Source organism: Paenibacillus sp. FW101-FHT12H11, from assembly GCF_058790355.1.
In genome coordinates, this window is record NZ_JBYTCO010000012.1 from 234,054 (window position 1) to 256,814 (window position 22,761).

28 protein-coding genes are annotated in these 22,761 nt (G+C 41.7%); 4 read left to right on the plus strand and 24 right to left on the minus strand.

Translation table 11 applies throughout. From position 1 onward, the window contains the following. Positions 1-71: 71 nt before the first annotated feature. From AC3WTJ_RS32600 to trpB, 10 genes are all read right to left on the minus strand, one after another. On the minus strand, positions 72-1,568 hold the full coding sequence (locus AC3WTJ_RS32600; protein WP_492525305.1) for a M56 family metallopeptidase: 1,497 nt from the start codon (positions 1,566-1,568) through the stop codon (positions 72-74). A gap of 43 nt (positions 1,569-1,611) precedes the next feature. Further along, complete coding sequence (blaI, locus tag AC3WTJ_RS32605; RefSeq protein ID WP_127454009.1) at positions 1,612-1,986, minus strand: penicillinase repressor BlaI; 375 nt, start codon at positions 1,984-1,986, stop codon at positions 1,612-1,614. Positions 1,987-2,123: 137 nt separating this feature from the next. Beyond that, entirely contained in the window at positions 2,124-2,711 is a 588-nt protein-coding gene (locus AC3WTJ_RS32610) for a YdeI/OmpD-associated family protein (protein ID WP_492525307.1), read from the minus strand. A gap of 21 nt (positions 2,712-2,732) precedes the next feature. Beyond that, a complete protein-coding gene (locus AC3WTJ_RS32615; RefSeq protein WP_492525309.1) occupies positions 2,733-3,203 on the minus strand; it encodes a DUF8821 family protein in 471 nt (156 codons plus the stop codon). Between the two features lie 137 nt (positions 3,204-3,340). After that, positions 3,341-4,537, minus strand: a complete 1,197-nt coding sequence (locus AC3WTJ_RS32620; protein ID WP_492525311.1) for an MFS transporter — start codon at positions 4,535-4,537, stop codon at positions 3,341-3,343. Between the two features lie 117 nt (positions 4,538-4,654). After that, on the minus strand, positions 4,655-6,484 hold the full coding sequence (locus AC3WTJ_RS32625; RefSeq protein WP_492525313.1) for a discoidin domain-containing protein: 1,830 nt from the start codon (positions 6,482-6,484) through the stop codon (positions 4,655-4,657). Between the two features lie 257 nt (positions 6,485-6,741). Then, on the minus strand, positions 6,742-8,484 hold the full coding sequence (locus AC3WTJ_RS32630; RefSeq protein WP_492525315.1) for an ABC-F family ATP-binding cassette domain-containing protein: 1,743 nt from the start codon (positions 8,482-8,484) through the stop codon (positions 6,742-6,744). Positions 8,485-8,632: 148 nt separating this feature from the next. Further along, complete coding sequence (locus AC3WTJ_RS32635; protein WP_492525317.1) at positions 8,633-8,959, minus strand: type II toxin-antitoxin system RelE/ParE family toxin; 327 nt, start codon at positions 8,957-8,959, stop codon at positions 8,633-8,635. Continuing rightward, a complete protein-coding gene (locus AC3WTJ_RS32640; protein WP_492525319.1) occupies positions 8,943-9,215 on the minus strand; it encodes a type II toxin-antitoxin system Phd/YefM family antitoxin in 273 nt (90 codons plus the stop codon). Before AC3WTJ_RS32640 ends, AC3WTJ_RS32635 begins: the two co-directional genes overlap by 17 nt. Before the next feature lie 154 nt (positions 9,216-9,369). Next, the gene (gene trpB / locus AC3WTJ_RS32645; protein WP_492525321.1) at positions 9,370-10,530 is read right to left on the minus strand and encodes a tryptophan synthase subunit beta; all 1,161 of its coding nucleotides are present in this window, start codon (positions 10,528-10,530) and stop codon (positions 9,370-9,372) included. Positions 10,531-10,775: 245 nt separating this feature from the next. On the opposite strand from trpB, the gene AC3WTJ_RS32650 reads away from it, so the two are divergent. Next, positions 10,776-11,435, plus strand: coding sequence for an FMN-dependent NADH-azoreductase (locus AC3WTJ_RS32650; protein WP_492525323.1), 660 nt, complete (start codon positions 10,776-10,778; stop codon positions 11,433-11,435). 96 nt (positions 11,436-11,531) lie between these two features. On the opposite strand, the gene AC3WTJ_RS32655 is transcribed toward AC3WTJ_RS32650, so the two are convergent. After that, positions 11,532-12,008, minus strand: coding sequence for a MarR family winged helix-turn-helix transcriptional regulator (locus AC3WTJ_RS32655; RefSeq protein ID WP_492525325.1), 477 nt, complete (start codon positions 12,006-12,008; stop codon positions 11,532-11,534). A gap of 165 nt (positions 12,009-12,173) precedes the next feature. Between AC3WTJ_RS32655 and AC3WTJ_RS32660 the strand changes: the two genes are divergently transcribed. Both AC3WTJ_RS32660 and AC3WTJ_RS32665 read left to right on the plus strand, forming a co-directional pair. Beyond that, the gene (locus tag AC3WTJ_RS32660) at positions 12,174-12,869 is read left to right on the plus strand and encodes an SDR family NAD(P)-dependent oxidoreductase (RefSeq protein ID WP_492525327.1); all 696 of its coding nucleotides are present in this window, start codon (positions 12,174-12,176) and stop codon (positions 12,867-12,869) included. A 560-nt stretch (positions 12,870-13,429) separates the two neighbouring features. Next, positions 13,430-13,669, plus strand: a complete 240-nt coding sequence (locus AC3WTJ_RS32665) for a hypothetical protein (protein ID WP_492525329.1) — start codon at positions 13,430-13,432, stop codon at positions 13,667-13,669. 438 nt (positions 13,670-14,107) lie between these two features. On the opposite strand, the gene AC3WTJ_RS32670 is transcribed toward AC3WTJ_RS32665, so the two are convergent. The 11 genes from AC3WTJ_RS32670 to AC3WTJ_RS32720 form a co-directional block, all read right to left on the minus strand. After that, entirely contained in the window at positions 14,108-14,998 is an 891-nt protein-coding gene (locus AC3WTJ_RS32670; RefSeq protein WP_492525331.1) for a hypothetical protein, read from the minus strand. Positions 14,999-15,174: 176 nt separating this feature from the next. Further along, positions 15,175-16,161: a hypothetical protein gene (locus tag AC3WTJ_RS32675; protein WP_492525333.1), complete on the minus strand. Its 987-nt coding sequence runs from the start codon at positions 16,159-16,161 to the stop codon at positions 15,175-15,177. Continuing rightward, a complete protein-coding gene (locus tag AC3WTJ_RS32680; RefSeq protein ID WP_492525335.1) occupies positions 16,151-16,513 on the minus strand; it encodes a hypothetical protein in 363 nt (120 codons plus the stop codon). The genes AC3WTJ_RS32675 and AC3WTJ_RS32680 overlap by 11 nt, the downstream gene beginning before the upstream one ends. A gap of 82 nt (positions 16,514-16,595) precedes the next feature. After that, complete coding sequence (locus AC3WTJ_RS32685) at positions 16,596-16,994, minus strand: hypothetical protein (protein ID WP_492525441.1); 399 nt, start codon at positions 16,992-16,994, stop codon at positions 16,596-16,598. 44 nt (positions 16,995-17,038) lie between these two features. Then, on the minus strand, positions 17,039-17,371 hold the full coding sequence (locus AC3WTJ_RS32690; RefSeq protein WP_492525337.1) for a hypothetical protein: 333 nt from the start codon (positions 17,369-17,371) through the stop codon (positions 17,039-17,041). A gap of 33 nt (positions 17,372-17,404) precedes the next feature. Then, positions 17,405-17,917: a YcxB family protein gene (locus AC3WTJ_RS32695; RefSeq protein ID WP_492525339.1), complete on the minus strand. Its 513-nt coding sequence runs from the start codon at positions 17,915-17,917 to the stop codon at positions 17,405-17,407. 100 nt (positions 17,918-18,017) lie between these two features. Beyond that, entirely contained in the window at positions 18,018-18,278 is a 261-nt protein-coding gene (locus AC3WTJ_RS32700; RefSeq protein ID WP_492525341.1) for a hypothetical protein, read from the minus strand. Then, entirely contained in the window at positions 18,247-18,456 is a 210-nt protein-coding gene (locus AC3WTJ_RS32705; protein ID WP_492525343.1) for a hypothetical protein, read from the minus strand. The genes AC3WTJ_RS32700 and AC3WTJ_RS32705 overlap by 32 nt, the downstream gene beginning before the upstream one ends. Positions 18,457-18,721: 265 nt before the next feature. Then, a complete protein-coding gene (gene rlmH, locus AC3WTJ_RS32710; RefSeq protein ID WP_492525345.1) occupies positions 18,722-19,201 on the minus strand; it encodes a 23S rRNA (pseudouridine(1915)-N(3))-methyltransferase RlmH in 480 nt (159 codons plus the stop codon). A 58-nt stretch (positions 19,202-19,259) separates the two neighbouring features. Continuing rightward, positions 19,260-19,427 (minus strand): CxxH/CxxC protein, encoded by a 168-nt coding sequence (locus AC3WTJ_RS32715; protein ID WP_127454029.1) that lies wholly within the window; start codon positions 19,425-19,427, stop codon positions 19,260-19,262. A 33-nt stretch (positions 19,428-19,460) separates the two neighbouring features. Beyond that, positions 19,461-20,684 (minus strand): S1C family serine protease, encoded by a 1,224-nt coding sequence (locus AC3WTJ_RS32720; protein ID WP_492525347.1) that lies wholly within the window; start codon positions 20,682-20,684, stop codon positions 19,461-19,463. A 181-nt stretch (positions 20,685-20,865) separates the two neighbouring features. Here AC3WTJ_RS32720 and AC3WTJ_RS32725 point away from each other — a divergent pair, with 181 nt between their 5' ends. Continuing rightward, complete coding sequence (locus AC3WTJ_RS32725) at positions 20,866-21,075, plus strand: hypothetical protein (protein WP_492525349.1); 210 nt, start codon at positions 20,866-20,868, stop codon at positions 21,073-21,075. Here the strand turns inward: AC3WTJ_RS32725 and AC3WTJ_RS32730 are convergent. After that, positions 21,044-21,844, minus strand: coding sequence for an MBL fold metallo-hydrolase (locus AC3WTJ_RS32730; RefSeq protein ID WP_492525351.1), 801 nt, complete (start codon positions 21,842-21,844; stop codon positions 21,044-21,046). The genes AC3WTJ_RS32725 and AC3WTJ_RS32730 overlap by 32 nt on opposite strands. Before the next feature lie 75 nt (positions 21,845-21,919). Beyond that, entirely contained in the window at positions 21,920-22,744 is an 825-nt protein-coding gene (gene yycI / locus AC3WTJ_RS32735) for a two-component system regulatory protein YycI (RefSeq protein WP_492525353.1), read from the minus strand. Positions 22,745-22,761: the final 17 nt, after the last annotated feature.

Genomic DNA, 22,761 nt, shown 5'->3' on the forward strand with positions numbered 1-22,761 from the left:
AAAGATTGGTATAGGAAAAGAAGAAAACACCAACAAAGGTGTCTTCTTCTTTTTTAACTTTGCCCCGAAATTTATTGAGCCGCTCGCTCCGGAGTTAGCACGCTGGCTGTTGGCTCAGCCTGTGCCGGCCGAGTATCCGGTACCGGCGCAGGTACTGCCGTAGGCCTTTTGACATCTCGGGATGCAGGCACTGCCGTTACCTCACTCGCTTGTCGTGACGCAGCAGGTGCTTGTCTTGGACTCTCCGCTGCCTGAGCCGCGGCACTTCGTCTTGCCTCCGTGACGGATGCTACCGGTGAAGGCTTCGACTCGTTCGTTCTTGAAGCTGCTGCGTTTGATCTCAACTCTTCCGCGGTAATCGTTGACGGTACAGTCGGTGTCACTGTGTCAACAGATTTTGTATCATCTGTTGTTTCCGTCTTTTTATCTGTATCCGTTGTCTGCGTACTTGTATTTGTTGTATTTGTTGTATTTGTTGTATCTGTTGAGTTTGCAGTATTTGTTGTTTCTGTTGTCTTTTGATCAATAGCCGGAGAGCTCGGTGGAGCCGAAGCTTGCTTATCCGTATTCGTCGCATTCGTCAATGAACATCCGCTAATTATCAAAACAGCAGCTAAGCCAACGAACGACCAGCGGTACGAATGAAATTGAAACTGTTTAATCATGATAATTCTCCTTTTTAACTGTGACTTGCTGCCCGATAAATTAACATTGCCAGGTACACTTACAGGACGTATATAGCTCTCTAATAATTGAATGAGCGTATATCCGTAACTGTCTCTTCCCGCTGGTTCAAGATAAGAAAGCGCTAACGCGTCGCTTGCAATTTCCTGATCTTCACGCATGCGTTGATTCGCGTACCATAGTACAGGATTAAACCAGTGAATAATCAATAAAAATTGCATAATCCAATTGATTCCAATATCATTCCGTTTGCAGTGGGCCAGCTCATGCAGAAAGATATGCCGCAGTTGTTCCTGGCTCAAGCTGTTAATCACCTTCAGCGGTATAACTAACCGTGGTTTCCAGAATCCAAAAAGCGTGGGCATCGTCAATTGGTCCGATACGACTAGAGTGATTGGTTTATGTACCGACATTAGCTTTTGACATTGGGAGAATAACTGCAGGATGCCGGTGTCTGTCATCGGACTCGTTTCTTTTGTTATTTTCCGCGCGAATCTACCGTTAATCACCAATGTGTATATGCCAAATACGGCAATACCAAGCAGCCATACATACATGGAGTACCTGTACAAAATAGTGCCTACGGAGTCCACAGCAGCCAATCTCTCTTGTGCTCCTATCTGAACTACGGAGTTGATTTCGTGAATGCCGCCAGAGTAAGATAGCCAATTGTAGATGCTTAAATCGCTTTCCAGATCCCAGGGCAGGAGCAGCCGCACCATGACCAACAACCACATGAGATAGTGCCATCTAGGTTTTATCCGTTTATGCAGAATACGTTGGGTTAGTATGATCAACACGGCCGTAATGGCGGCCATTACCGATACCGACAAAATCCACTCGAAAATACCTTTGAGAAGTTCATTGGTTGGGTTCACTTTCACCCTTTCCTTCCTGAAGCCGCGCCGCCTGTTCCGGCATCGCTGTTTATTTGGATTTATTCTCGAGAAGTTGTTTTAGTTCTTTAATATCTTCCTCCGACAGCTGCTCCTCCTTCAAAAAGTTAACCAGCATCGGCTTAAAGGCACCGCCATACATTCTTTTCAGAAAAGATTGCGTCTCTGACTTCACACATTCACCCTCAGAAACTAAAGGGAAATAGGCGTACACTCTGTTTTCTTGCGTAAATGACAACGCCTGCTTCTGCGTTAATCGATTCAACAGGGTTCGAATCGTTTTCGGCTTCCAATCCGTCTGATCCTGCATTGCTTCAATCACTTCATTCGCCGTGCGTGGGGACTGGTTCCAGAGCACCTTCATTACTTCCCATTCAGCATCCGTAATATGTGGGACAGTTTTCACAGTAGCTACCTCCTTTCCACTTGGATTACAAATGTAATACACACTTAGTATTACATTTGTAATCCAAGCTTGTCAAGTTCAACGACTAGGTCATAAAATAACGAAAAAACCACCCTGCAGAAGGATGGTTTTCCTTTTTAATCGTTTAATCCCTTGCCTTCGAGAATTTTCCGCACATTTTTTTCCACCCGCGATTCTCGCGTTTTGGATTGCTTCGGCTCAGAAAAGTGAAGCAGATAATTTCGTTGCCGTCCAGGTGTCAAGGCTTCAAAAGCCGTTTTCAAGGCAGGGTTCTCATCCAGCTTCATTTGAAACTCTTCGGCAACGGTGAATTCTGTATGCTTTTTAAAACTTACTTCCAAACCGGCATTTTCAACTTCAATCGCTTCGTTAATGTAAGCTTTCAAAATCGGCTCCATGGCAAGGACTTCCCGAACATGCGTGAACCGAATCTGGCGCCCCGCCTGAACATTCTCCGTTTGTTGAATCAGGATACCTTGAGTATCCTTCAACAAAACTCCTTTGTGAAACAGAAGCGCGCAATAGTCTTTAAATCCGTGTATGAGAACAACGTTTTTATCCTGAATCGTGTAACAGGGATGCATCCACTTATATTCCTCGGTTAGTTGGCAGTCAAGAACGATTCGCCTCAACTCTATGTATTCATCCTTCCAGGTTTTGGCCTTACTGATAAATTCGTCAACCTTAGGATTGGTTTTTGCCATGAAAGATCACCTCACCAAGCTTTAGATATATGCATATTCTCCCTTGATGACGAAAAACGAACCCCGAATCGTTCCAGCTAATTTAGACTTCTGCCTAGCGAACTTGAACTTCGGCTCTAACTCCTTAGGTATCTCCATCCCCTCGGAAAGCTTAAACCCAACTGCCCGCTTCTTAGGGTCATCCACCGTATACATAACGTTAATTGAAAGACCATCCTCATAAAAAACATAGGTAAACTGAATATTCTCCACTTGAAAATGTGAGGTTTCCAAAGGTTTGGCGGCAAACTCAATGTCACGTTCTTTTAAAACTTTATTCGCATAATCAAGGTTCTTCTGACTTTCACTGGCGGGTACAACCTCGAATTCGTGCTTGTATTTGTTCATGAAATAACGGGCTTCATTCGCGCGTAAACCCGCAAGCGCTTCTGCTACTGGTGAAGTTTCCAAACCTACTGTAGATACATTTTTAAAATCAACGATATACGACATTTCCATCCCTCGTTTTCTCTCATTATTTGATAGTACTAGGATTCCATATTTAACTAAAAGATAAACCGTCCCGCTGTTCCTATTATAGCAAAAAGTAGACCATCCTGAGGAAGGACGGCCTACTTTCGTGGTTTGATTTACTTGGCATAGACCATTCTCTTCGTGATCATCATCGTAGACAGCAGCGTAATAAGCGCAATTGATCCGACTATAAGAGAAAGCATCCATATTGCGAAGCTAAAGCCATAAATAGTGGAAGCCAAACCACCGCCATATGCGCTGGCTCCTTGGAACAGATAAGAGACGACAAAAACAGAAGATAAAAACTGCGCTTTGTTTTCAGGTGACGCATACATGTTGGCAAGGCCAATCCCTCCGGTTACAGAGAATCCATAACCAAGACCTCCGGTAATCGACGACGTTACGAACAGGCTGAAAGAATGCATTTCCGACGCCATGACAAGAAGAACCAATGTCGAGCTTATCAGAAGCGTTCCGATCCGAATTGAAGGCAGCGGACTCATTCGCCCTGCAATCGTAGCCCCCACCGCAATTAGCAAACTCAAAATCGATAACACCATACCGATCACAAGAATATCTTTCGTCCCAACGACATCGCGCGCAATTTGAGCCCCAAGAGATAAAAATATTCCCCCGTAGGCAAAACCGATTCCTACAGCTAATGCTGCCAGGAGATAAATGCCCCATAATGCTTTCGGTACCTTAATCCCCGCCGGTTTCCAGTTCGATTTACGGCCAGATCGAGATGTTTGATTTTTCGGAAGGAATAAGCACAGCAGGATACTGACAAATATGAGCAAGGATAAAACCCAATAACTTAAATGTAGCGGGAATGGCTCATATTTAATCAGAATTGCCCCAAGAATTAATGCAATGAACACACCAGTTGCCTGGGTAATCGTGTTTATCGATCCGGGCAATTTCGTGTTCGATGTCGGATTAAACTCTACAAGCGCTGCGGCCCCCGCCCCCGATGTCAATCCAACCCCAATACCCTGAAGTGCCCGGGCCACAAACAGCCAGTGCAAATTAGGAGCTAATGCAAAAACGATTGCGCCAAAAAGGAGGAACATAAGTCCGATCATTAACGTCATTCGGCGTCCGATGTAATCTGAAATATTACCTACTATTACAAGCACGAAGATGATTGCAATAGGATACATGGCAAAGATACCAGTCGTTGTTGCTTTCGAGAGATGCCAATCCGTTGCATATAATGGAAACACAATGGAAGGGGCTGCACTCGACCACAAACAGAGCACGAGCACCCAGGCGACTATCCAAAATGCTGCATTGGTTGACTTGCCTTTCATTTGTCATCCTCCAAGAAATAATAAGGTTTTGGCGAAAAAGCGATATCGTGTAGTCTTCCCTTTTTCCAATTACTTATTATAAGAAGGCGACGCGTTATTTAAGTCGTAAAACTTGCTCTAATTTGCTCCGTATACCTCAAACTCATAGATTCTTGCCGCAACGTTTGACGTCTGGGTAGGCGTCGTGACGTTTAACTTGATATATCTTGCTGCTACGGAAGCGATATTATCTATGGTTACGCCTTTCGTATTATTGGTCACGTTGACCACTGTGCTCCAGTTCGTACCGTCCGTGCTGACCTGGATATTGTAAGCCTTCGTGTTATAGGAGGCAGTCTCGCCACCTTCTGATGCGTGCTTGATGACAAATTGGTTCACTTGCTTCACGGTGCCGAGATCGATCTGCAGCCAACGGTTGCTGGATAATGAACACCATTTGCTATCATTGGTGACGCTGCCGTCCACGGCTTTGGCCGCGATCTGCGAGACGTTGCACGCGCTGTCAGCTGTCGTGGGTTTATTTACTGCCAAATTGGGAGGTCCGTATACCTCGAACTCATAGATCCGTGCCGCAACGTTCGTCGTTTGGGTAGGCGTCGTGACGTTTAACTTGATATATCTTGCTGATACGGAAGCGATATTATCTACAGTTACCCCTTTCGTATTAGTGGTTACGTTGACCACTGTGCTCCAGTTCGTAGCGTCCGTGCTGACCTGGATATTGTAAGCCTTCGTGTTATAGGAGGCAGTCTCACCGCCTTCTGATGCGTGCTTGATGACAAATTGGTTCACTTGCTGCACAGAGCCAAGATCGATCTGCAGCCAACGATTGTTGGATAATGAACACCATTTGCTATCATTGGTGACGCTGCCGTCCACGGCTTTGGCCGCGGTCTGCGAGGGATTACACGTACTGTCAACCGCCGCGGGTTTATTTAGTGCCAAGTTCGGAGGTCCGTATACCTCAAACTCATAGATTCGTGCCGCAACGTTTGTCGTTTGGGTAGGCGTCGTGACGTTTAACTTGATATATCTTGCTGATACGGGAGCGATATTATCTATGGTTACGCCTTTCGTATTATTAGTTACGTTGACCACTGTGCTCCAGTTCGTACCGTCCGTGCTGATCTGGATATTGTAAGCCTTCGTGTTATATGAGGCAGTCTCGCCGCCTTCTGATGCGTGCTTAATGACAAATTGGTCAACTTGCTTTACGTTGCCGAGATCGATCTGCAGCCAACGGTTGTTGGATAATGAACACCATTTGCTATCATTGGTGACGCTGCCGTCCACGGCTTTGGCCGCGGTCTGCGAGGCGTTGCACGTACTGTCAACCGTCGCGGATTTATTTAATGCCAAATTAGGAGAAATTACCGTAATCGTGTACGTAACTATACTCGTTCCATTTTGCGAAGTTACAATGATCTTCATGCCCGTCTCTAGCGTCGTCGCTTTCGTTATTCCGTCTGCTTGGTAGATATCGAAAGTTGCATTCGCTGCAGGCGTGATCGCAGCCTTCAACTCAGCTAACTTGATGCCACTCCCGATCGTTATCGTCTCATTCACAGTCCCTCCGGTACTTACCTTACCGATCGAAGAGGTCATTGTAGCAGTGCTGCACTGCGCATTTGTACTCAAGGCCGCCCACTTCGCATACAGCGTTAGGTCTCTAGTAATTCGATCTGACGACTTGTAAGCTTGCGTGAAGGCGATGTCGTAAAACCAACCTTCGAAACTGTAGCACTCTTTCACAGGGGTATGCTGAAACAACACTGTACCTCCGGACGAAGCTACAAATTCAGGACTAATCGTTGAGCCACCGTTCGAGTCATAAGTCACGACCAGTTGGGAGTGGATATCCCCTGGAATGCCTCCGGCAAATACAGGTACTCCGATTGTCATCAATGAAACAATGATTGTTACCACCATCAAGTAACCTCTTATCATCTTTGTAATCCTTCTCTTTCGCTGCCTATGTCCTGACCCTTCCATCATTCATGCCCCTTTCTCCTACCCTTATGAGTGCTTCAGCAGCATACAGACTACTGCACCATTCATAATGTTATTCACATAAACACAGAAGAATGCTTGGTTATTATGGATTTAGAACTGTATGTTTGGGTGGAGGTTTGCGAAAAAGGGCCGCTGCGCCAAAAAGGGCTTTTCCTGTGTTAGGAAGAGCCCTTTGTCAATTTTATTACAACCTAAAGCAACTTAATAAGCTCCTCTAACTCATCAACCAATACTTTTGCAAGTTCAAAATTCGTATCTTTTAAAGCCAATTCTATTTTCATTTCAAGTGATTTTTTATTTTGTTCATGTTCTAGATAGTCTCTATCAAAATGGCTAGCGTAAATCATCTGTCTAAATTTTCGCATACTCATTTTTCTAATCGTCTTATCGTCAATGATTAAAACATAATCCATACCATTTACAACCGAATAGAAATCATGAGAAATCATTAGAATAGCACCTTTATAGTCTTCAATGGCTTTCTCCAGTGCTATTTGTGTATAGGTGTCTAAATGGCTTGTCGGTTCATCTAGAAGCAATACGTTTGCTTTACTGGCAGAAACTTTAGCCAATTGAAGCAGATTTTTTTCTCCACCAGATAAAGATTGTATCTTTTGATTAATGATTTCCCCTTCAAAGCCATAGTTTGAAAGATACGATCTAACCTCATCATACGTTTTAAATCCAGCATCGATAAACTCTTCTAGGATTGTATTAGAATCCTTTAGCACTTCACCTTGATTCTGAGATAAATAAGCCACTTTAACATCAGCGTTTATTTCAATTGCATCATGCTTATTTATAAAAATATCTCGGAGTAAAGTCGTTTTCCCGGTACCGTTTGGACCAATAATGGCTACTTTATCCGTAGATTTTATCTCAAAATTAACATTGTCTAGAAGCAATTCATCAAAAGTAACACTGTAATTATTGACTTTTATAACAACGGTGTCTTCAATTTCATTATCCATGCCAAAACGAATATTGGGTTGTTTAATATCAACGAATGGCGCTTTAATTCTACGCGCTTCCAATCTTTCTTGAAACCTAACTCTAGCTTTTAATGCTCTGCCTCTAGATGCTTCTGAATTAATAGTTGCAATAACTCTAAGATTATCAATAATGTTATCGTATCTCTCAATTTCTTCTTGTTCAGCGACTGCGATTTCTTGCAACTCAACTTTTGTCTGAAGCAATGAGAAAGTATACGCCAAATATCGCCCATCAAACTCTTGGATCTCCATGTTTTCAAGGTGTATGATTTTATTGAAACAATGATTCAATAGATATCGGTTGTGCGTAACAACTAGCAGTATTCCTTTGTGAGAATTAATAAGATTTTTAAGCGCATTTAGGTTTTCGAAGTCTAAAAATACGTCTGGTTCGTCCATAATCATCAAATCTGGACTACTAAGCATTTCCTTCATCACTTGAATAAGTTTGAATTCCCCGCCACTCAAGTCGGATACCCTAAGATCCTTTAGCTTCATGAGGTTGGCTAGATTTAGTTTCTTATTTATATTACTTTCAAAATCAGCCCCACCGATTGAATCAAATGTGTCTAAAGCTAACTGATACTTTTCTAGTAACGAATCCATATCATCCGGTGATGTTTCCATTTCCGTACAAATAGATGTTATTTCATCTTGTATCTTAATGAATTCTTCCCCTATATATTCAAAAACGGTTGTTTCTTTGGTTTTGTCGAATTGTGGGAATTGACTTACATGCCTAATTTTGCAAGTCGGATCTATTTCTAACTTGCCCTCGAACAAATATCTTTCCGGATCCATAAGTATGTCTATCAATGTACTTTTTCCACTGCCGCTTGTTCCTATAAAAGCGCAATGTTGTGCCTCTTCAAGCGTAAATGAAATGTTTGTATATAGTGCTTTTTGCGGAAATGAGAAGGATAAGTTTTCAACTTTTATCATAGTGTTACCTTTCTATGCAAACGTAGATTATGAGTTTACCGTTGTAAGAGTAACACTGTTTACTATCAACTACAATCCCGCTCAGCATATTAAATATGGTAAAGCAGCAAAAAAGCCACTCTAATTTGAGCAGCTCCAAATCAAAATATTATTCAAATGAACTAAATAATTCACGAAGGTAATCCCTACGCCCATGCAAAATACGATGGATAATCACAGTATCTTGGATTACTCGATAGAATACCAGGTACGGATTCACCAAAATAAAGCGGTAGCCTCGTTGTACAAGGGAATATTCATCTTCTGATATAACAGAACCCATTTCTGGGAAGTCCGCCAGGCCCGAAATGTGATGATCCAGTTTTTGCAATAAGTTTTCTGCGGAGGAAACGTCATCCTTGGATATATAAGAAAAGATTTCGTCCATATCATCAACTGCTGCTGGAGAATATTTACCCTTATTCTTTGGCGGCATCGATTTTCCTCCGCATTTTTGCAATTACTTGATCATGGTCAAGTAACTGTTCTCCTTCGGCTATCTGCTTTTCTGCAAGTAAGAGCTTAGATTGGAGCTTAATGCGCGCTTCCATTCTTCGATATGCTTCGTGACTCATCACAACTAAATCTGCTTCTCCGTTACGCGTTAAGATCACTGGCTCATCAATCTGATGACAATACTTTGAGAAACCATTGTAATCCTGTCTTATTGTGGTGGAAGGCTTAATATTCATTTTAACCACCCTTTCCAGATAACTTTATTCTGACTATATTATATCATTAAAATAAAATTTATTGCTACCGCCGCTTTACCACTACTTGTGATACGGTTCAGCATATCGTCTGCAGAACGAATAAAAGGCGCCCAATTGGACGCCTTTCATCTCTCTATTTAAGCATTTGATAAACTTGCTCGACATCCTTATCCCCGCGGCCTGACAGATTGACGATCATAATTTGATCTTCGCTCATCGTCGTCGCCAACTGCTTCGCGTAGGCAACCGCATGCGCGCTCTCTAAGGCAGGAATGATTCCTTCCGTGCGCGACAGTTCCTGGAAGGCTTCCAGCACTTCCTCATTCGTGACCGTTGCATATTCAGCCCGGCCCGACACCTTCAGATGGCTATGCTCCGGCCCAATGCCCGGATAATCCAGTCCTGCGGCGATGGAATAGGTCTTCTTCGGCTGTCCTTCCTCATCCAACAGCACTAAACACTTAAAGCCGTGTATGATGCTCGGAACGCCTTGGGTCAAAGAAGGCGCTTGATCGGGCTCGACTCCGATTAAGTGAACGCTCGGCTCGTCGATGTAATGAGCGAACGCGCCAATGGCATTGCTGCCGCCGCCTGTGCAGGCCACAACCGCATCCGGCAAACGGCCTTCTTTCTCCACAATCTGCCGCTTCGATTCTTCACTAATAATGGCCTGGAAGTGCTTGACCATCGTCGGAAACGGATGCGGACCAACGGCGGAGCCTAGCAAATAAAATGTATTTTTATAATTGCGAACCAGATCGTCCAGCGCCTCGTCTACCGCATCTTTCAATCTTCCTTGTCCTTTATGTACAGGTACAACCGTCGCGCCCAGCAGCTCCATACGGAACACATTAAGCGCCTGCCGACGTGTGTCCTCCGCTCCCATATAGATGACGCATTCCATATTAAACATAGCGCAAGCCGTTGCCGTAGCCACACCATGCTGTCCGGCACCCGTCTCAGCGATGATCCGCTTCACTCCCATCCTCTTAGCGAGCAGGATTTGGCCAATAGCGTTGTTGATCTTATGCGCTCCGGTATGATTCAAATCCTCGCGCTTTAAGTATATTTTCGGCCCTCCCCAAGCTTTGGTCAGCCGCTCCGCATACGTTAATGGATTCTCACGTCCAACATATTCGCTTAGATAATAACGAAGCTCTTCCTTAAACTCCGGATCGTCTCTAAACTTGTAAAATTGCTCACTCAAATAACTCAACACTTCCTGTAATTCCGGCGGGACGAAGCTGCCGCCAAACTCCCCAAAGTATCCCTCTTGCTGCAATTGTTGGTCCATAAGTAAGCGCCTCCATTTTATGAGATAGGAATGGAAATCTCTTCTTTCATATTACCATAATTTTCTGGTGTCGTATTTAAAAGAAAATAGGCAAACTATGTCCTGATAGTAGCATCAATTTCATTATGTTTATTTACATAAACTTCTTGGTTTAATAAATTGACATGTAACAGTGGAAGATATATTATGGATTATATTAATCGTCGATTTATTAAGTCCACAATAAGTTCTAGGAGGAAATATACATGAGTAAATTACTTATTATCAATGCGCACCCGGATTTTGATTCTAAATCCTCTGCAAGTCTCGATGTGTTTAACTACTTTTTGAAAGTATACAAAGAGAAACATTCAAATGACGAGGTCATTGAACAAATTAATCTATACGACGACGAAGTACCTGCACTTGATAAAAATGTATTGAGCGCATGGTCGAAACTAGCAGCAGAGAAAGAATTAACTAGTGAAGAAAAAGAAGTAACAAATCGCATGAATACCCTGTTAAAACAATTCAAAAGTGCTAATAAATACGTCATTGTATTTCCAATGCATAACTTCAGTATCCCCTCGAAACTAAAGGATTATATAGATAATGTTATGATTGCGCGGGAAACATTTAAATATATTAGTCCCCCCATGAGTAACGGAAGAGCATCCGTCGGACTTCTCGATGATGGAAGAAGCGTCGTTACCATTCAAGCCAGTGGGTCCATTTACACAAATAATGACTTTTATTCTGAACTGGAGTACTCGAATAAATTTTTGAAGTCCATGTTTGAATTAATGGGAATCGAAGATTTTGAAGCAGTTCGCATACAAGGCACAGCATTTTTGGACAGAAATGAAGTATTGCAAAAGGGATATCGAGATGCTGAGGAGCAGGCTTTAAAGTTGGCGGCTAAGTAATGACCCAGACTCCCATATCCTTTATAGAGCGAAAGAAAAGGCACCCGATATTGGGTGCCTTCTCTGCATTGCTGCATAGTAAGTATTCCCTTGACTCTATTCCTCTGCGTAGTACGCACGATCGTCCGATAGTGTCTCCACATTCATATTTTTCTTTAGATTTTCACTTACTTTTTTTAAGTTTTCCTTTAAGCTATCTATTTCTGAATCATGCAAGGAATTTACTATCACGTTTTCCAAGTCCAAGAAAATTTTTTGAATAAAATGAGCTAGCTTTTCCCCTTCTTCCGTTATATATAATTCTTTTTGCCTTTCATTACCCACCGTAATATTCCGTTTTATATATTTCTTTTTTTCTAGATTTTTTAAAATATTTGTAATTGTAGCATTCTGTTTTCCTAGATATTGAGCTAAATCTCTTTGTATAACCCCAGGATAAGTAAAAACATAATTTATTGTTCGTGCTTGTATCTCATTAAGCTCTATTTTGCTTAACTGATCAAGAATAAAATTTTTTTGTAAAATATTAAGAATGTGGATTTGTTCTGAAATATCATTAGATCCTTTTATCATATATGAACTCCTTTTTTAAGAATCATATCACAACAATTAGAAAAATAAACAGTTAAAAATACAACAATTAAATTGACAACAGTTTAAAATGGTAGTACGATTCTTTTCGAGTAAACGATTGTATTTCTCGATTTCACAATTCGTGCTTAAAGGAGCGTGCTTATTATGAAAGTTACCTTGATAACTGGCGGAAATACAGGTTTGGGGTTTGAAACAGCCCGACGGTTAAAAGACTTAGGACACAAAGTGTATATCAGCTCGCGCGATGAAATGAAAGGAAAGCTGGCTGCCGAATCTCTAGGAATAAATTATGTTGTTCTAGATGTTACAGATGACGGATCGGTTGCAAATGCAGTTGATGAAATAAGTCAACATGAAGGCCGCTTAGATGTTCTTATAAATAACGCAGGAATCCCTGGACCCTATGCAAAACCTGAAGAAATTACGTCGGACATGATGTTGCAAGTGTATGATACCAATGTTTTTGGAATCGTTCGCGTTACAAACCACTTCCTCCCTCTTTTAAAAAAATCGGAGGAACCTGCCATTGTAAATGTGAGCAGCGGGCTTGGCTCATTTGGACAAGTGCTGAATCCGGAAAAAATTGAGTCCAAGGTTAATGCCCTTGCCTATAGTTCATCGAAGGCCGCCGTTGGCATGCTTACCGTACAATATGCAAAATCCCTTCCCGATATAAAAATTAATGCCATAGACCCGGGTCCAACTAAAACGGGAGAAAAATTTAGCAACGGTATGCAAACATTACAAGAAGGCACCGATGCCGTTGTAAAAATGGCTACAGTAGACAAAAATGGTCCAACCGGAACATTCACCAATAGAGATGGTATTATTCCCTGGTAATAAAAATATGATGGAGCCTAAACATGAGCTTAACTAAACAACAAATTATCGATACAAGCAGTGAGCTAAAAACTAATTACTTTATATCTGGTTTAACTCTTACATGGAAGATAAGATCAAAGAATCCGGTAAAGAGCCTCATCCTTACTCTGTACTGATTAATAACATTTGGTACAGATACAAGTGACAAAATCGTAGTTTTTCAATACGGGTTTATAGGCAAAAATATGAAAGGAGCTGCCGCGGCAGCTCCTTCTTTGATGTTTACAGATTTTTATTTCATGATCTGCTCAGGCTGATGATTCAGTGGCGGGGCACTCTGAAAAGTTGGCCTTTTTCTCGATTTACCTTGTTGAGATAACCGGCACGTTATCATAATCCCCAAATCGCGTCCCGTCAAGAGATAATGTGCGAATGAGCGACATAGCACGGAATCCCCCCTTATGCTTTCTAAATAGGAATGAAATTCCGCGTTTGCAGGGCGATATCACTTTTTCCATTTCATCCGATGTCACGTAAAATATTCTTCAGATCATTGAGGAATAAGGAAGGAGATCTGCATGAACAGCTTGTACAAAATCAGATTTTTGCTCTTTTACGGCGAAGCGCCCGATACAACTTGTTACGGATACATGGAGCTGAATCAGGATGGCAATATGATCGCGCTCTACAATAGTAGCGGCGAGGAAATCGACATGTTTGGCGGACATGAATTTATCAGAATACGGGCGATTGGCAAATTCGATAATGAAGACCGCGATAATTTTTACTCCTTGTTAGAAAGTGATGGGGTAGGATAACCTGCACACAGACAGACGATATGAGGAACGCGATGAATAGGCTCATCTTAACGGGTTTATCGGCGAAAAATGCGAAAAGAGCTTGCCACGCAAGCTCCTTCTTTTTAAGATCAACTATCGAAACTAATTCAAAATTCAGTTACATCGACAAATATTTTTTAGGTTCTTCGTGCTGTGCCGCGGGAGTATTACGAATCCAAGGTCTCGGGAATATTACAAGGAAGCAACCAAAAAAATCCATCTAATATTACCATCTGATTTACCCATCTTTTTTTAAATATTGCTGCATAATGCCTCCGCTACAGCGGCGGCTCGGCCGACGAATGCTCCAAGTGTGGGGTACATACTTTTCTGAGCTAGTGTTTCCCACTAACGTAATGATTACGGCAAAATGTTCCGCTTAATATCCTGAAAGCTAAAGTTCACTACCCACTATATCTAGTCCGAATAACCTGACAGTTGAAGCATTTGATCAATAATGTCTCCACCTACTTTAAAAATAGCTACCGAATTACGTAATGCATCTGCACTTGTCACAGACAATATCTGTTTCATTTCATAAATGTGCCGATCTTTCTCCACTACTAGACCTTCTTTATTTGCCAATATTGTCAAATACGATTCAAACAGAAACCTTAAAACGCCAATTTTGAAATTATCAAATGGGTCAACAACAATGTTTCTGCTCTTCCCTGTCATAACATTGCCAAGTTTATAGTCGTTAAAATCATAATAGTTATATTTATTTCTAAAATCGCTATATACCTTATCAACGTGATTGTATGTTACCTCATCTAAATCAGTGATTCTTAACTCAAGGAAGTAATAATAGCTGCTTAATATTCCTGAGTTCTTAATACTCTCCTGTAACTTTTTTAGATTATCTATCTGCAAATTGCCATCATTGGAATACTTGTTCATAAAATAACTACCTAATTGAATTAGACCCATTTCGTAGTATTTACTACTTTTTTCAATACTATTAAAATAAGACTCTGGATTTCCTAAAGTCGGATTATAAACAGTATCTATTCCGAAATAATAGCGATAAATGTTTTTCAACTCATCATGTGTTTCAATTTTCTCGAGATATTTTGTCATTCCAGGCCAGTTTTCATCTAAGTATAGCTTTTCTAGTTTTTGCTCTACCATTGGTACAGAATAGGTTGTATCTTGAAAAGGATTAAGAAAAGGAAAAATGGTAAAAACAGCTGAAACAAATCCAATAACCCCAACAATAATAGTAATAACTTTTGGGATCCGAGACCATTCTCTATATGGTTTGATTCTTGATAATAGTTCTCTAATGACCCTTTTTAGTTTGTTCATAACAAATACCTCTCTTCATATGTTATAGCCCTGAATCTGAAACCAATTACCTACTTACTATCACTAATATCCTAACACATATTGGAAAATGATGGACTATTCTCTAGTAAAAACGAACTAAAAAGCTCTTTTACAAGACAAATAAACCGCTCAATAAATGCAGCGGCAAATAGATTTCAGAGCGACAATCGGAAATCCTCAATCTTTTGTTTAATTATTTCCTCAGGATTTGTAACATTTTTCTTTGCACTTAACATTTGCTCCAGATCAGTATCATTAATAAAAATTATTAGTTTATTAAAAGCCATCCAAATTTCTCTTTGAGTATGAATCGCACTTTCTTTGGGTGCACTACGACAAGAGATAATACCAAATAATCCTGTACCGTATTCCTTTAAATAATTCGCCATCTGCAAAACGGCATTTTTGTCAATTTTAGTGCTATAATTTTTAGCGTCAATAACAATAAAATCAGCATAATATCTTTCTCGTAAGTAATACCAAAAACCACTTTCAGCGTAGTTCGCCATAATTATATCTCTTCTGTTTGCTTTTGCATAATCAGGTAGCTCTGTTATAGGTCGACCTAGCTCAGGACTAAATAGATGTTCGAAAATATTAGCACAAACCTTTTGATACTTTGACCATTGATTTCGTCCAGCTACACATGATTGTAACTCTTCTAATAGAGCGTCCTCTATTGAATGAATCTGTACAATTGAAGCTTGCAAAGAAGTTCTTAGTTCTTCATCTTGAATATTCTGTATATGATTTAAAAATAACGTAGATATTACATTAATATCCCATACTTCTACCATGTACCCGCTTAATTTCAATTTTTGGATAGATGTTAATTCTCCTGGAAACGCTAGTATAACTTGAGTCGGTTGCCTCTGAGACATTTTTATTCTCAACAACCTTTTTAGTATCTCCTCTAATCTTCCGTTGGAAAAAAAGTTGCCTGCTTTGCACTCAATAATAATTTGAGTAGAATTGTACGTAGCCACAATATCGGCACTTTCCCCGTTTCCTACATCGACTTCAGTCTTTACATCAGTAAATAAGTGATGGTTTCTCATCAAATTCGACAATTCATATTGGAAAATATAACCTTTAAAGCTACTGCTTGATCCCACCTGTCTAGTAGCACTCTTATTGACCAATATAATTCACCTCTTGTTCCTTATCTTGCAATCGACTTCTATAACTCTTCAAACTATACAAGCCATCCAACTCATAAAGATTCTGTCCTAGACTAACAAGTTCCTGATCCCCCACACCCATCAATACGTATTCACGTCTTAACGCCGAAGCTTTTCTAACAGAAGCCCATATGTTAACGTAATGTCGCATTATTGGGTGAATTAGATCAAGAAATGCGCCTGCTTCTTTAATTTGATTCTGGTAATACATATTTTTCGTTTGTTGTTTTATCCACTCATCGGTTATTACTTCCTTAAACTTATCAATGTATATGTCTTCTCTTTCTCTACTGCTAGGTATTTCATACCCCATTAACCCTCTTACTCCTTTAAGTACTTAATCTCCGCAACCACTTTCGTCAGAATTCCAATCAAACTTCTCTTTTATTGAATCTCTATTTTTCAATTGTCTTAAATAGTTCCCTCATGTAAAGTGTTACTGCGAACCCATCCTCGAAATCTTCATTAAGTATTGCCCAGTAGGAAATAACATCTATATACATACTCACATTTCCCATAAGATGGATACTGATTCTGTCCCATATCCCAGACAGAAATTTTCCTTCTACAAGAGCATCATCATAAGAAGAAATAATAAGGTTCATTAAGGCAAACCTTTCTTCCATGTTAAGCTGATCATTTTCGTAAAAAGATACAAATTCAGTTACCCTAGTTGAATCACACGCTTCATACTCCCAATCTTGAGAATATTCATCAAGTTTAGCTAGCTTTAATTTATCTGTCAGACTTTCGATTGCTTTTCTCGTAACACAATATCGTGGTAAGTTCTCCATTTTCACACCCAGTCTCTTATTTCTTCTTATATGAAATCCATGTTTTATTTATACTTGCCACATTCGGCACATAGTTTCGCACTAGGCGTTCTTAATGGTTTTTCGCAATATTTGCATGGGTCTCCATAAAGCGAAAACCTATGGTGCATTATTGCATTATGATGCACCCCTGCAATCCCTGTTATTTTCTCATATTCCCTAACAACAGGACTAAATCTCTCATTCATCGAAATCCTATCAAGTGGCAGACTATGCTCTTGTCTAAATTCTTTTGTTGCTTTGAAACATTCCCCATAAAGTTCATATATCCTTGTGTATTCATCTTCTTCTAACATGGGCATTTCACTATTGCATCGCCAGCACCATAACATTTTCATAACGAATCATCCCCAACGAATAAAATTGCTCTTTTATGATTCAGTAGCTAAATAGTCTTTCTTATAAAAATTTGATAGATTGATAAATTCGTTAAAACCTGCTTCGTTATTAAAGGACTTTCTAGGAATGATAAAGGCACATTGTGGATTAGTGTAGAAGTAAACACCATTTTCGTCATTTGCGATCTCAATTATTGCATCCCAATTAATTGTTGTTCTCATCGTTATCTTATCTACTTCTATTCCTCTAGGGGATATTTCAATAGTTTGCTTTTTTCCTAAACTATTCGATGTTTTGATCATACTCGAAACTATTGTTTTATTGATTGTCTTTATTAGAATAAGTCCAAAGACAAGACCAATGATCGAGGAAACATAAATATTTACTTTTAATTGTAAATGTAATATTGAAAAAATTAGCAATGCGAAAATGAAAACTTGAAGTGTTTTTTGTAAGACTCTTCTTACTTTGTTCTTTGTTTTATATGTATGATGAGTTAAAAAGTTATCAAAATCTTGTTTTGATAAATCATAATTAATCTTCATCCAATACTCTCCTTCAAAAATTTTGTCCATCTCAGTTAATCATTTCTGTTTGCTCAACCTTAAAGTCTTTGGTCAACTTCACCTTAATAAAATCGTGCTTTCATTTAATTCGCTTTGTCTTTCCGTCAATCACGTTTTGTATGTCTTTATATATGGATTCAAATTCCTTATGAACCCATATTGTATTTGACACTAATCCTCCACCCATTCCGCCAGCAATACCTTCTCCAATTAGTTTTATCTCATAATAAATCCCCTTACCGTCACCTTCGTTACATCCCCATGCAATCTCATCCAAATCATTTAATAAGTCTTCTAACGTTTCTTTATCACATTTTATTAAGTCCATAGGACAAACCAAATAAAATTTGTCCTCCCCAATCTCCTTCCATGATTACAACTGCATTTTTTGTTATCTTTGCTTGTTCGTAATCTTCAATAAACTTATGCTCCAAATTATAAGCTTCATTTATCATATGTCTTACAGGACTGTGCGACTCAGGGATAACTTTTTCATTTTTTTTATCACTTCCATCCATTTTTTTAACCCCATTTCTTCAAACAAAATTAGTCTTTTCTCGTATAGCTACCTTTCGCTACCTCCATATTATATCACCAGCTTACAAATTAAGGATATTAGCGAAATTTATTTTTGAATGATAAGATGTATTGCTGCTTAACGTAAAAAAGCCCCTTAAGAGAGGCAACTCAACATTTCAACTAGTTATCGTTTCGGTAGTTATAAGTGAAAGACTTCTTTCAATGACATTAAAATCAATTACTACTTCTACTCTCTGCTTACCACTACTTATGGTAAGGCTCCCCCCGATTTATCCGCATAGCGCGATAAATCTGCTCCACCAGCACCAGCCGCATCAACTGGTGCGGCAGCGTCATGCGGCCAAAGCTCAGCCGCATATCCGCACGGCGCAGCAGCTCGCTAGAGAGCCCCAGCGAGCCGCCGATCACGAAGGCCACCTGGCTCCGCCCATAGGTGGCCAACTTATCGAGCGAGGCCGCCAGCTGCTCGCTCGACCACATCTCGCCGTCGATGGCCAATGCCACGACGTACACATCCTGGCGCAGCGCAGCCAACAGGCGCGCGCCCTCACGATCGCGCACCTGCTGCTCCTCAGCTGCGCTCATGTTCTCCGGTGCCTTCTCATCCGGCACCTCAATCATTTGCACCTTGGCATAAGGCCCAAGGCGCTTGACGTACTCCGCGATCCCATCCACGAGATAGCGCTCCTTCAACTTCCCAACCGTTAAAATCTGTATCTGCATAAACGAATACGCCCTTTCTTAATCTATTCAAAAACAAAAAGGAAGGCCTAAGCCTTCCTCATACAACTAGAAATCGCGCCAACTCTTGGCAATGCTCACAATGGGAAGGAGGCTCCCAGTTCGCGAAGTGGGTTTTCAGCAAATCCACAACGTCCGGCGCTTCCTCGTATTCATCGACAAACTCATCAATCGCGATTTCCACATGATCCTTACAAACTACGTGCATGCAACTACCTCTCATCCGCATTGTTTCTATATCTTATTTATCCGTTGCTTCCACTAACGTTACGACCGCATTCATCTTCTTGCCGCCGCGATAGAAAGTGACGTTCACTTTATCACCAATATGTTTCTCATTGTATAAATATTTACGCAGCGTGATCGTATTATCAATCTTCCGGTCATCCAACAACACGATGACATCCTGCGGCTTCAGACCCGCCTCTTTGGAAGGACCGGAAACTTCGAAGACGATAACTCCAGTTTTCACATCTGCGGGCAGCTTTAATACATCCGTCCCTTTAAAAGCTTGCAATTCCTGCGTCGAGACACCCATCAGCGGTCTTTTGACCTTGTGATCCGTGATCAGATTATCGATGATCGGCTTAGCGCTATTAATAGGAATCGCAAAACCTAACCCTTCAACGCCGGTATCTGCAATTTTCATCGAGTTAATCCCAATCACTTTACCGTCGATGTTGACCAGGGGTCCGCCGCTGTTCCCTTGGTTGATCGCCGCATCCGTCTGGATGACATCCATCTCCCAGTCATAATCCGTACCCTCGCGGGACAAAGCAACCGGTATCGTTCGCTTCGGCGACGAGATGATGCCCTGCGTGACGGTTGGCGAGAAGCCAAGCCCTAGCGGGTTACCGACGGCAATCGCCATTTCCCCAGCCCGAAGCGTCTCGGAATCGCCAAATTCCGCAAGGACCTTAATATCTTTGCCATCGGCTTCTAAAACTGCTAAATCCGTGATCCGGTCACGGCCGACCAGCGTAGCTTTGCGATGCTCACCCTGGAAATTAACAATTTCAAACTGGTTCCCATTCTCGACAACATGGCTATTGGTTACGATACGCACTTTATCCCCATTCCGGGAAAAAATGACGCCCGATCCGATTCCGATCCCGCTCTCTTGACCCTTATCATCCTTCTTGGAGGAGATCACGCTGACCACAGCCGGCTTGATTTTCTCCGTTGCCGCCACGACAGAGTCGTTGATGTTCATAGGACGCGTCTCTGCATTCGCGACTGCAGCCGGTATCGCTATCGCATCGGCTTGTGATTCATGATGACCCAAACCGCTAACTACCCCAACTAGCAAAAGCATCGATAAAGCCCCGCCTACACCTGCGATAAGGGCCACATTGCGTCTGCGTTCCGTAAAGCCTGCAAATCCTCCCGACCGTTTAGGACGCCACACAGGCTCTCGCTGCTTGGTTCTTTTGGTCGAATAAAAATCATCATCAAACAAACTCACAGGGTGTCCCTCCTTGCTGACAGGGGGCGGGTCATGCCGCTCTTGCCTCAGAATTCTTATTTGCAAAAAATAGGAATGTTTCGTTCCGTTCTTGCCTACAATAATAGTAAACCAAATCTCTCAAGGAATTACTAGAGTTAACCGTAACTTTAAATTAGAAAACCAAAGGAGAATGCACATTATGAATCGAATTCCATCCCATATGGACGAAATCAATATGATCGGGAAACTTGCAGATCTCAAGGAAAGCCTTTACCACCAATCCCTCGTGCTTTCATCTCTCATTCAAACACTTGTTGATAAGGGCCTGATCACGCCGCAGGAAATACAGCTCAAATCCAAAGAAATCGACGCCGCGCTTACTCCGAATCCAATACATCCCATTTCGTAGAACGGTCAAAATACGTATCCATTAATCGTAACTGCTTAGACTCCGGGGCGCGCTCTTGTACTATGTTATTCACCGTTAGCCTGGCCAAATCCATTAAATTATGGTCACGGCTTAAATGGGCCATATAAACGGACTTCGTCTTATTCGTCATCACGTCACAGAGCGCTTCCCCCGCGGCTTCGTTGGATAAATGCCCCTTATCCCCGAGAATGCGGCGCTTAATGCTCCAAGGATAGTGCCCTACGCGCAGCATGTCTACGTCATGATTCGTTTCTAGCACCAGAGCATCTGAATCTATGATCTTCTCTTTCACTTTCTCGCTCATATAGCCCAGGTCCGTGACAACACTTATTTTCTGCTCCCCATCATAAAAGCAATAGCCCACCGGTTCCGCCGCATCATGCGAAATCCCGAACGATTCCACGCGCAGCGTACCGAATTCTTCGATGCTGCCGGTTTCCATGACCCGCTTATTCTCTTCCGCAATCACACCGATTTGGCGGTCCAATTCCACCCACGTCTTCTCGTTCGCATAAATAGGCAAATCATACTTACGGGCCAGCGCGCCTAAACCTTTGATATGATCCGAATGCTCGTGCGTGATCACAATGGCGTCAATGGTATTCGCGGCAAGCTCGCGTTCCTTCATCAACGCCTCCATCTTCTTCGCGCTGAAGCCCACATCGATAAGCACCTTGGTCTCCCCATTGTCAACGACCGTCGCATTCCCCGTCGAACCGCTCGACAGCACTGTAAACCTCATACCCATCCTACCCTGCTCCTCTATGCATTCATGTACACATGTTATAGTTATTTATGTAAAACGCTACGCTACCACTCTACTCTACTTCTTATCCGGCTTGTTCTTATCATCGTTGTTACTTGTATTACCTGGTTTGCTGCCTTCCGGTGTTCCAAATGGAACGGGATCCGACCCTTTTTGCGGAGACTCCACCGCGCCGTTGAACGCTTGCAGATAATAAATATCGTGATTATCGATCGTAATCCGCCAATGCGGGAACATCGGCTGTGTCTGGGAATTGTAAGGCTGTCCATGGTACCCCAGTCTGACCTCTGTAATAACCGAACCTTCACTTAAATAGTTGTCTACAAGGCTGCGCACCGCTAACTGAGCTGGAATCAGCTTTTGCTCCGTTTGTTCTACTCCTGATTCTACTTCAACGTAGGCTTGACGGTAACTGGTAATTTCTCCATTTTCCTCATTCAGCTCCACCGTCACATCAAAAAGCGGAAGCTTGCCATACAGCTGATTAAATACATAAGTACCATTTGTTCTTACCGCCGAATCCAGTTGATACAGGTTAAAATTCGGAATTTCCGACTGAGCCTGAACTTCTTTGCTTGCCCCTTTGCCGAGCAGCGCGCTCATGCTTAACGGCGTTTTCAGCATTTTCTTGTCTCCAGGTTTTATACTATCATCGTATTTCACCGTAATTACCTTCAGCTTCGTAACATCCGTCGGCAATTCATCGGCTAATCGAATATTTTTACTGTGGAGTGCGCGATTCAGCTCCTCGATCGTCCCTGACGTGTCTAGCGAGATTTCCGTCTGATTGGAGCGATTGGTGGACCACAGCTGGAAGCCAAGAATCATATTGAGCAGCAAAAAGGAGCAAATCAAGATCGTTTTAGCCCTGCTCCAATTCATGGTCTCACCAACCTTTC

Coding starts and splice junctions, on each gene's coding strand:
- AC3WTJ_RS32610 (WP_492525307.1), bottom strand. CDS start 2,711: ATGGCAAAAACCAATCCTAAGGTTGACGAATTTATCAGTAAGGCCAAA.
- AC3WTJ_RS32615 (WP_492525309.1), bottom strand. CDS start 3,203: ATGTCGTATATCGTTGATTTTAAAAATGTATCTACAGTAGGTTTGGAA.
- AC3WTJ_RS32620 (WP_492525311.1), bottom strand. CDS start 4,537: ATGAAAGGCAAGTCAACCAATGCAGCATTTTGGATAGTCGCCTGGGTG.
- AC3WTJ_RS32625 (WP_492525313.1), bottom strand. CDS start 6,484: ATGATAAGAGGTTACTTGATGGTGGTAACAATCATTGTTTCATTGATG.
- AC3WTJ_RS32630 (WP_492525315.1), bottom strand. CDS start 8,484: ATGATAAAAGTTGAAAACTTATCCTTCTCATTTCCGCAAAAAGCACTA.
- AC3WTJ_RS32635 (WP_492525317.1), bottom strand. CDS start 8,959: ATGCCGCCAAAGAATAAGGGTAAATATTCTCCAGCAGCAGTTGATGAT.
- AC3WTJ_RS32640 (WP_492525319.1), bottom strand. CDS start 9,215: ATGAATATTAAGCCTTCCACCACAATAAGACAGGATTACAATGGTTTC.
- trpB (WP_492525321.1), bottom strand. CDS start 10,530: ATGGACCAACAATTGCAGCAAGAGGGATACTTTGGGGAGTTTGGCGGC.
- AC3WTJ_RS32650 (WP_492525323.1), top strand. CDS start 10,776: ATGAGTAAATTACTTATTATCAATGCGCACCCGGATTTTGATTCTAAA.
- AC3WTJ_RS32655 (WP_492525325.1), bottom strand. CDS start 12,008: ATGATAAAAGGATCTAATGATATTTCAGAACAAATCCACATTCTTAAT.
- AC3WTJ_RS32660 (WP_492525327.1), top strand. CDS start 12,174: ATGAAAGTTACCTTGATAACTGGCGGAAATACAGGTTTGGGGTTTGAA.
- AC3WTJ_RS32665 (WP_492525329.1), top strand. CDS start 13,430: ATGAACAGCTTGTACAAAATCAGATTTTTGCTCTTTTACGGCGAAGCG.
- AC3WTJ_RS32670 (WP_492525331.1), bottom strand. CDS start 14,998: ATGAACAAACTAAAAAGGGTCATTAGAGAACTATTATCAAGAATCAAA.
- AC3WTJ_RS32680 (WP_492525335.1), bottom strand. CDS start 16,513: ATGGGGTATGAAATACCTAGCAGTAGAGAAAGAGAAGACATATACATT.
- AC3WTJ_RS32685 (WP_492525441.1), bottom strand. CDS start 16,994: ATGGAGAACTTACCACGATATTGTGTTACGAGAAAAGCAATCGAAAGT.
- AC3WTJ_RS32690 (WP_492525337.1), bottom strand. CDS start 17,371: ATGAAAATGTTATGGTGCTGGCGATGCAATAGTGAAATGCCCATGTTA.
- AC3WTJ_RS32695 (WP_492525339.1), bottom strand. CDS start 17,917: ATGAAGATTAATTATGATTTATCAAAACAAGATTTTGATAACTTTTTA.
- AC3WTJ_RS32705 (WP_492525343.1), bottom strand. CDS start 18,456: ATGGATGGAAGTGATAAAAAAAATGAAAAAGTTATCCCTGAGTCGCAC.
- rlmH (WP_492525345.1), bottom strand. CDS start 19,201: ATGCAGATACAGATTTTAACGGTTGGGAAGTTGAAGGAGCGCTATCTC.
- AC3WTJ_RS32715 (WP_127454029.1), bottom strand. CDS start 19,427: ATGCACGTAGTTTGTAAGGATCATGTGGAAATCGCGATTGATGAGTTT.
- AC3WTJ_RS32725 (WP_492525349.1), top strand. CDS start 20,866: ATGAATCGAATTCCATCCCATATGGACGAAATCAATATGATCGGGAAA.
- AC3WTJ_RS32730 (WP_492525351.1), bottom strand. CDS start 21,844: ATGGGTATGAGGTTTACAGTGCTGTCGAGCGGTTCGACGGGGAATGCG.
- yycI (WP_492525353.1), bottom strand. CDS start 22,744: ATGAATTGGAGCAGGGCTAAAACGATCTTGATTTGCTCCTTTTTGCTG.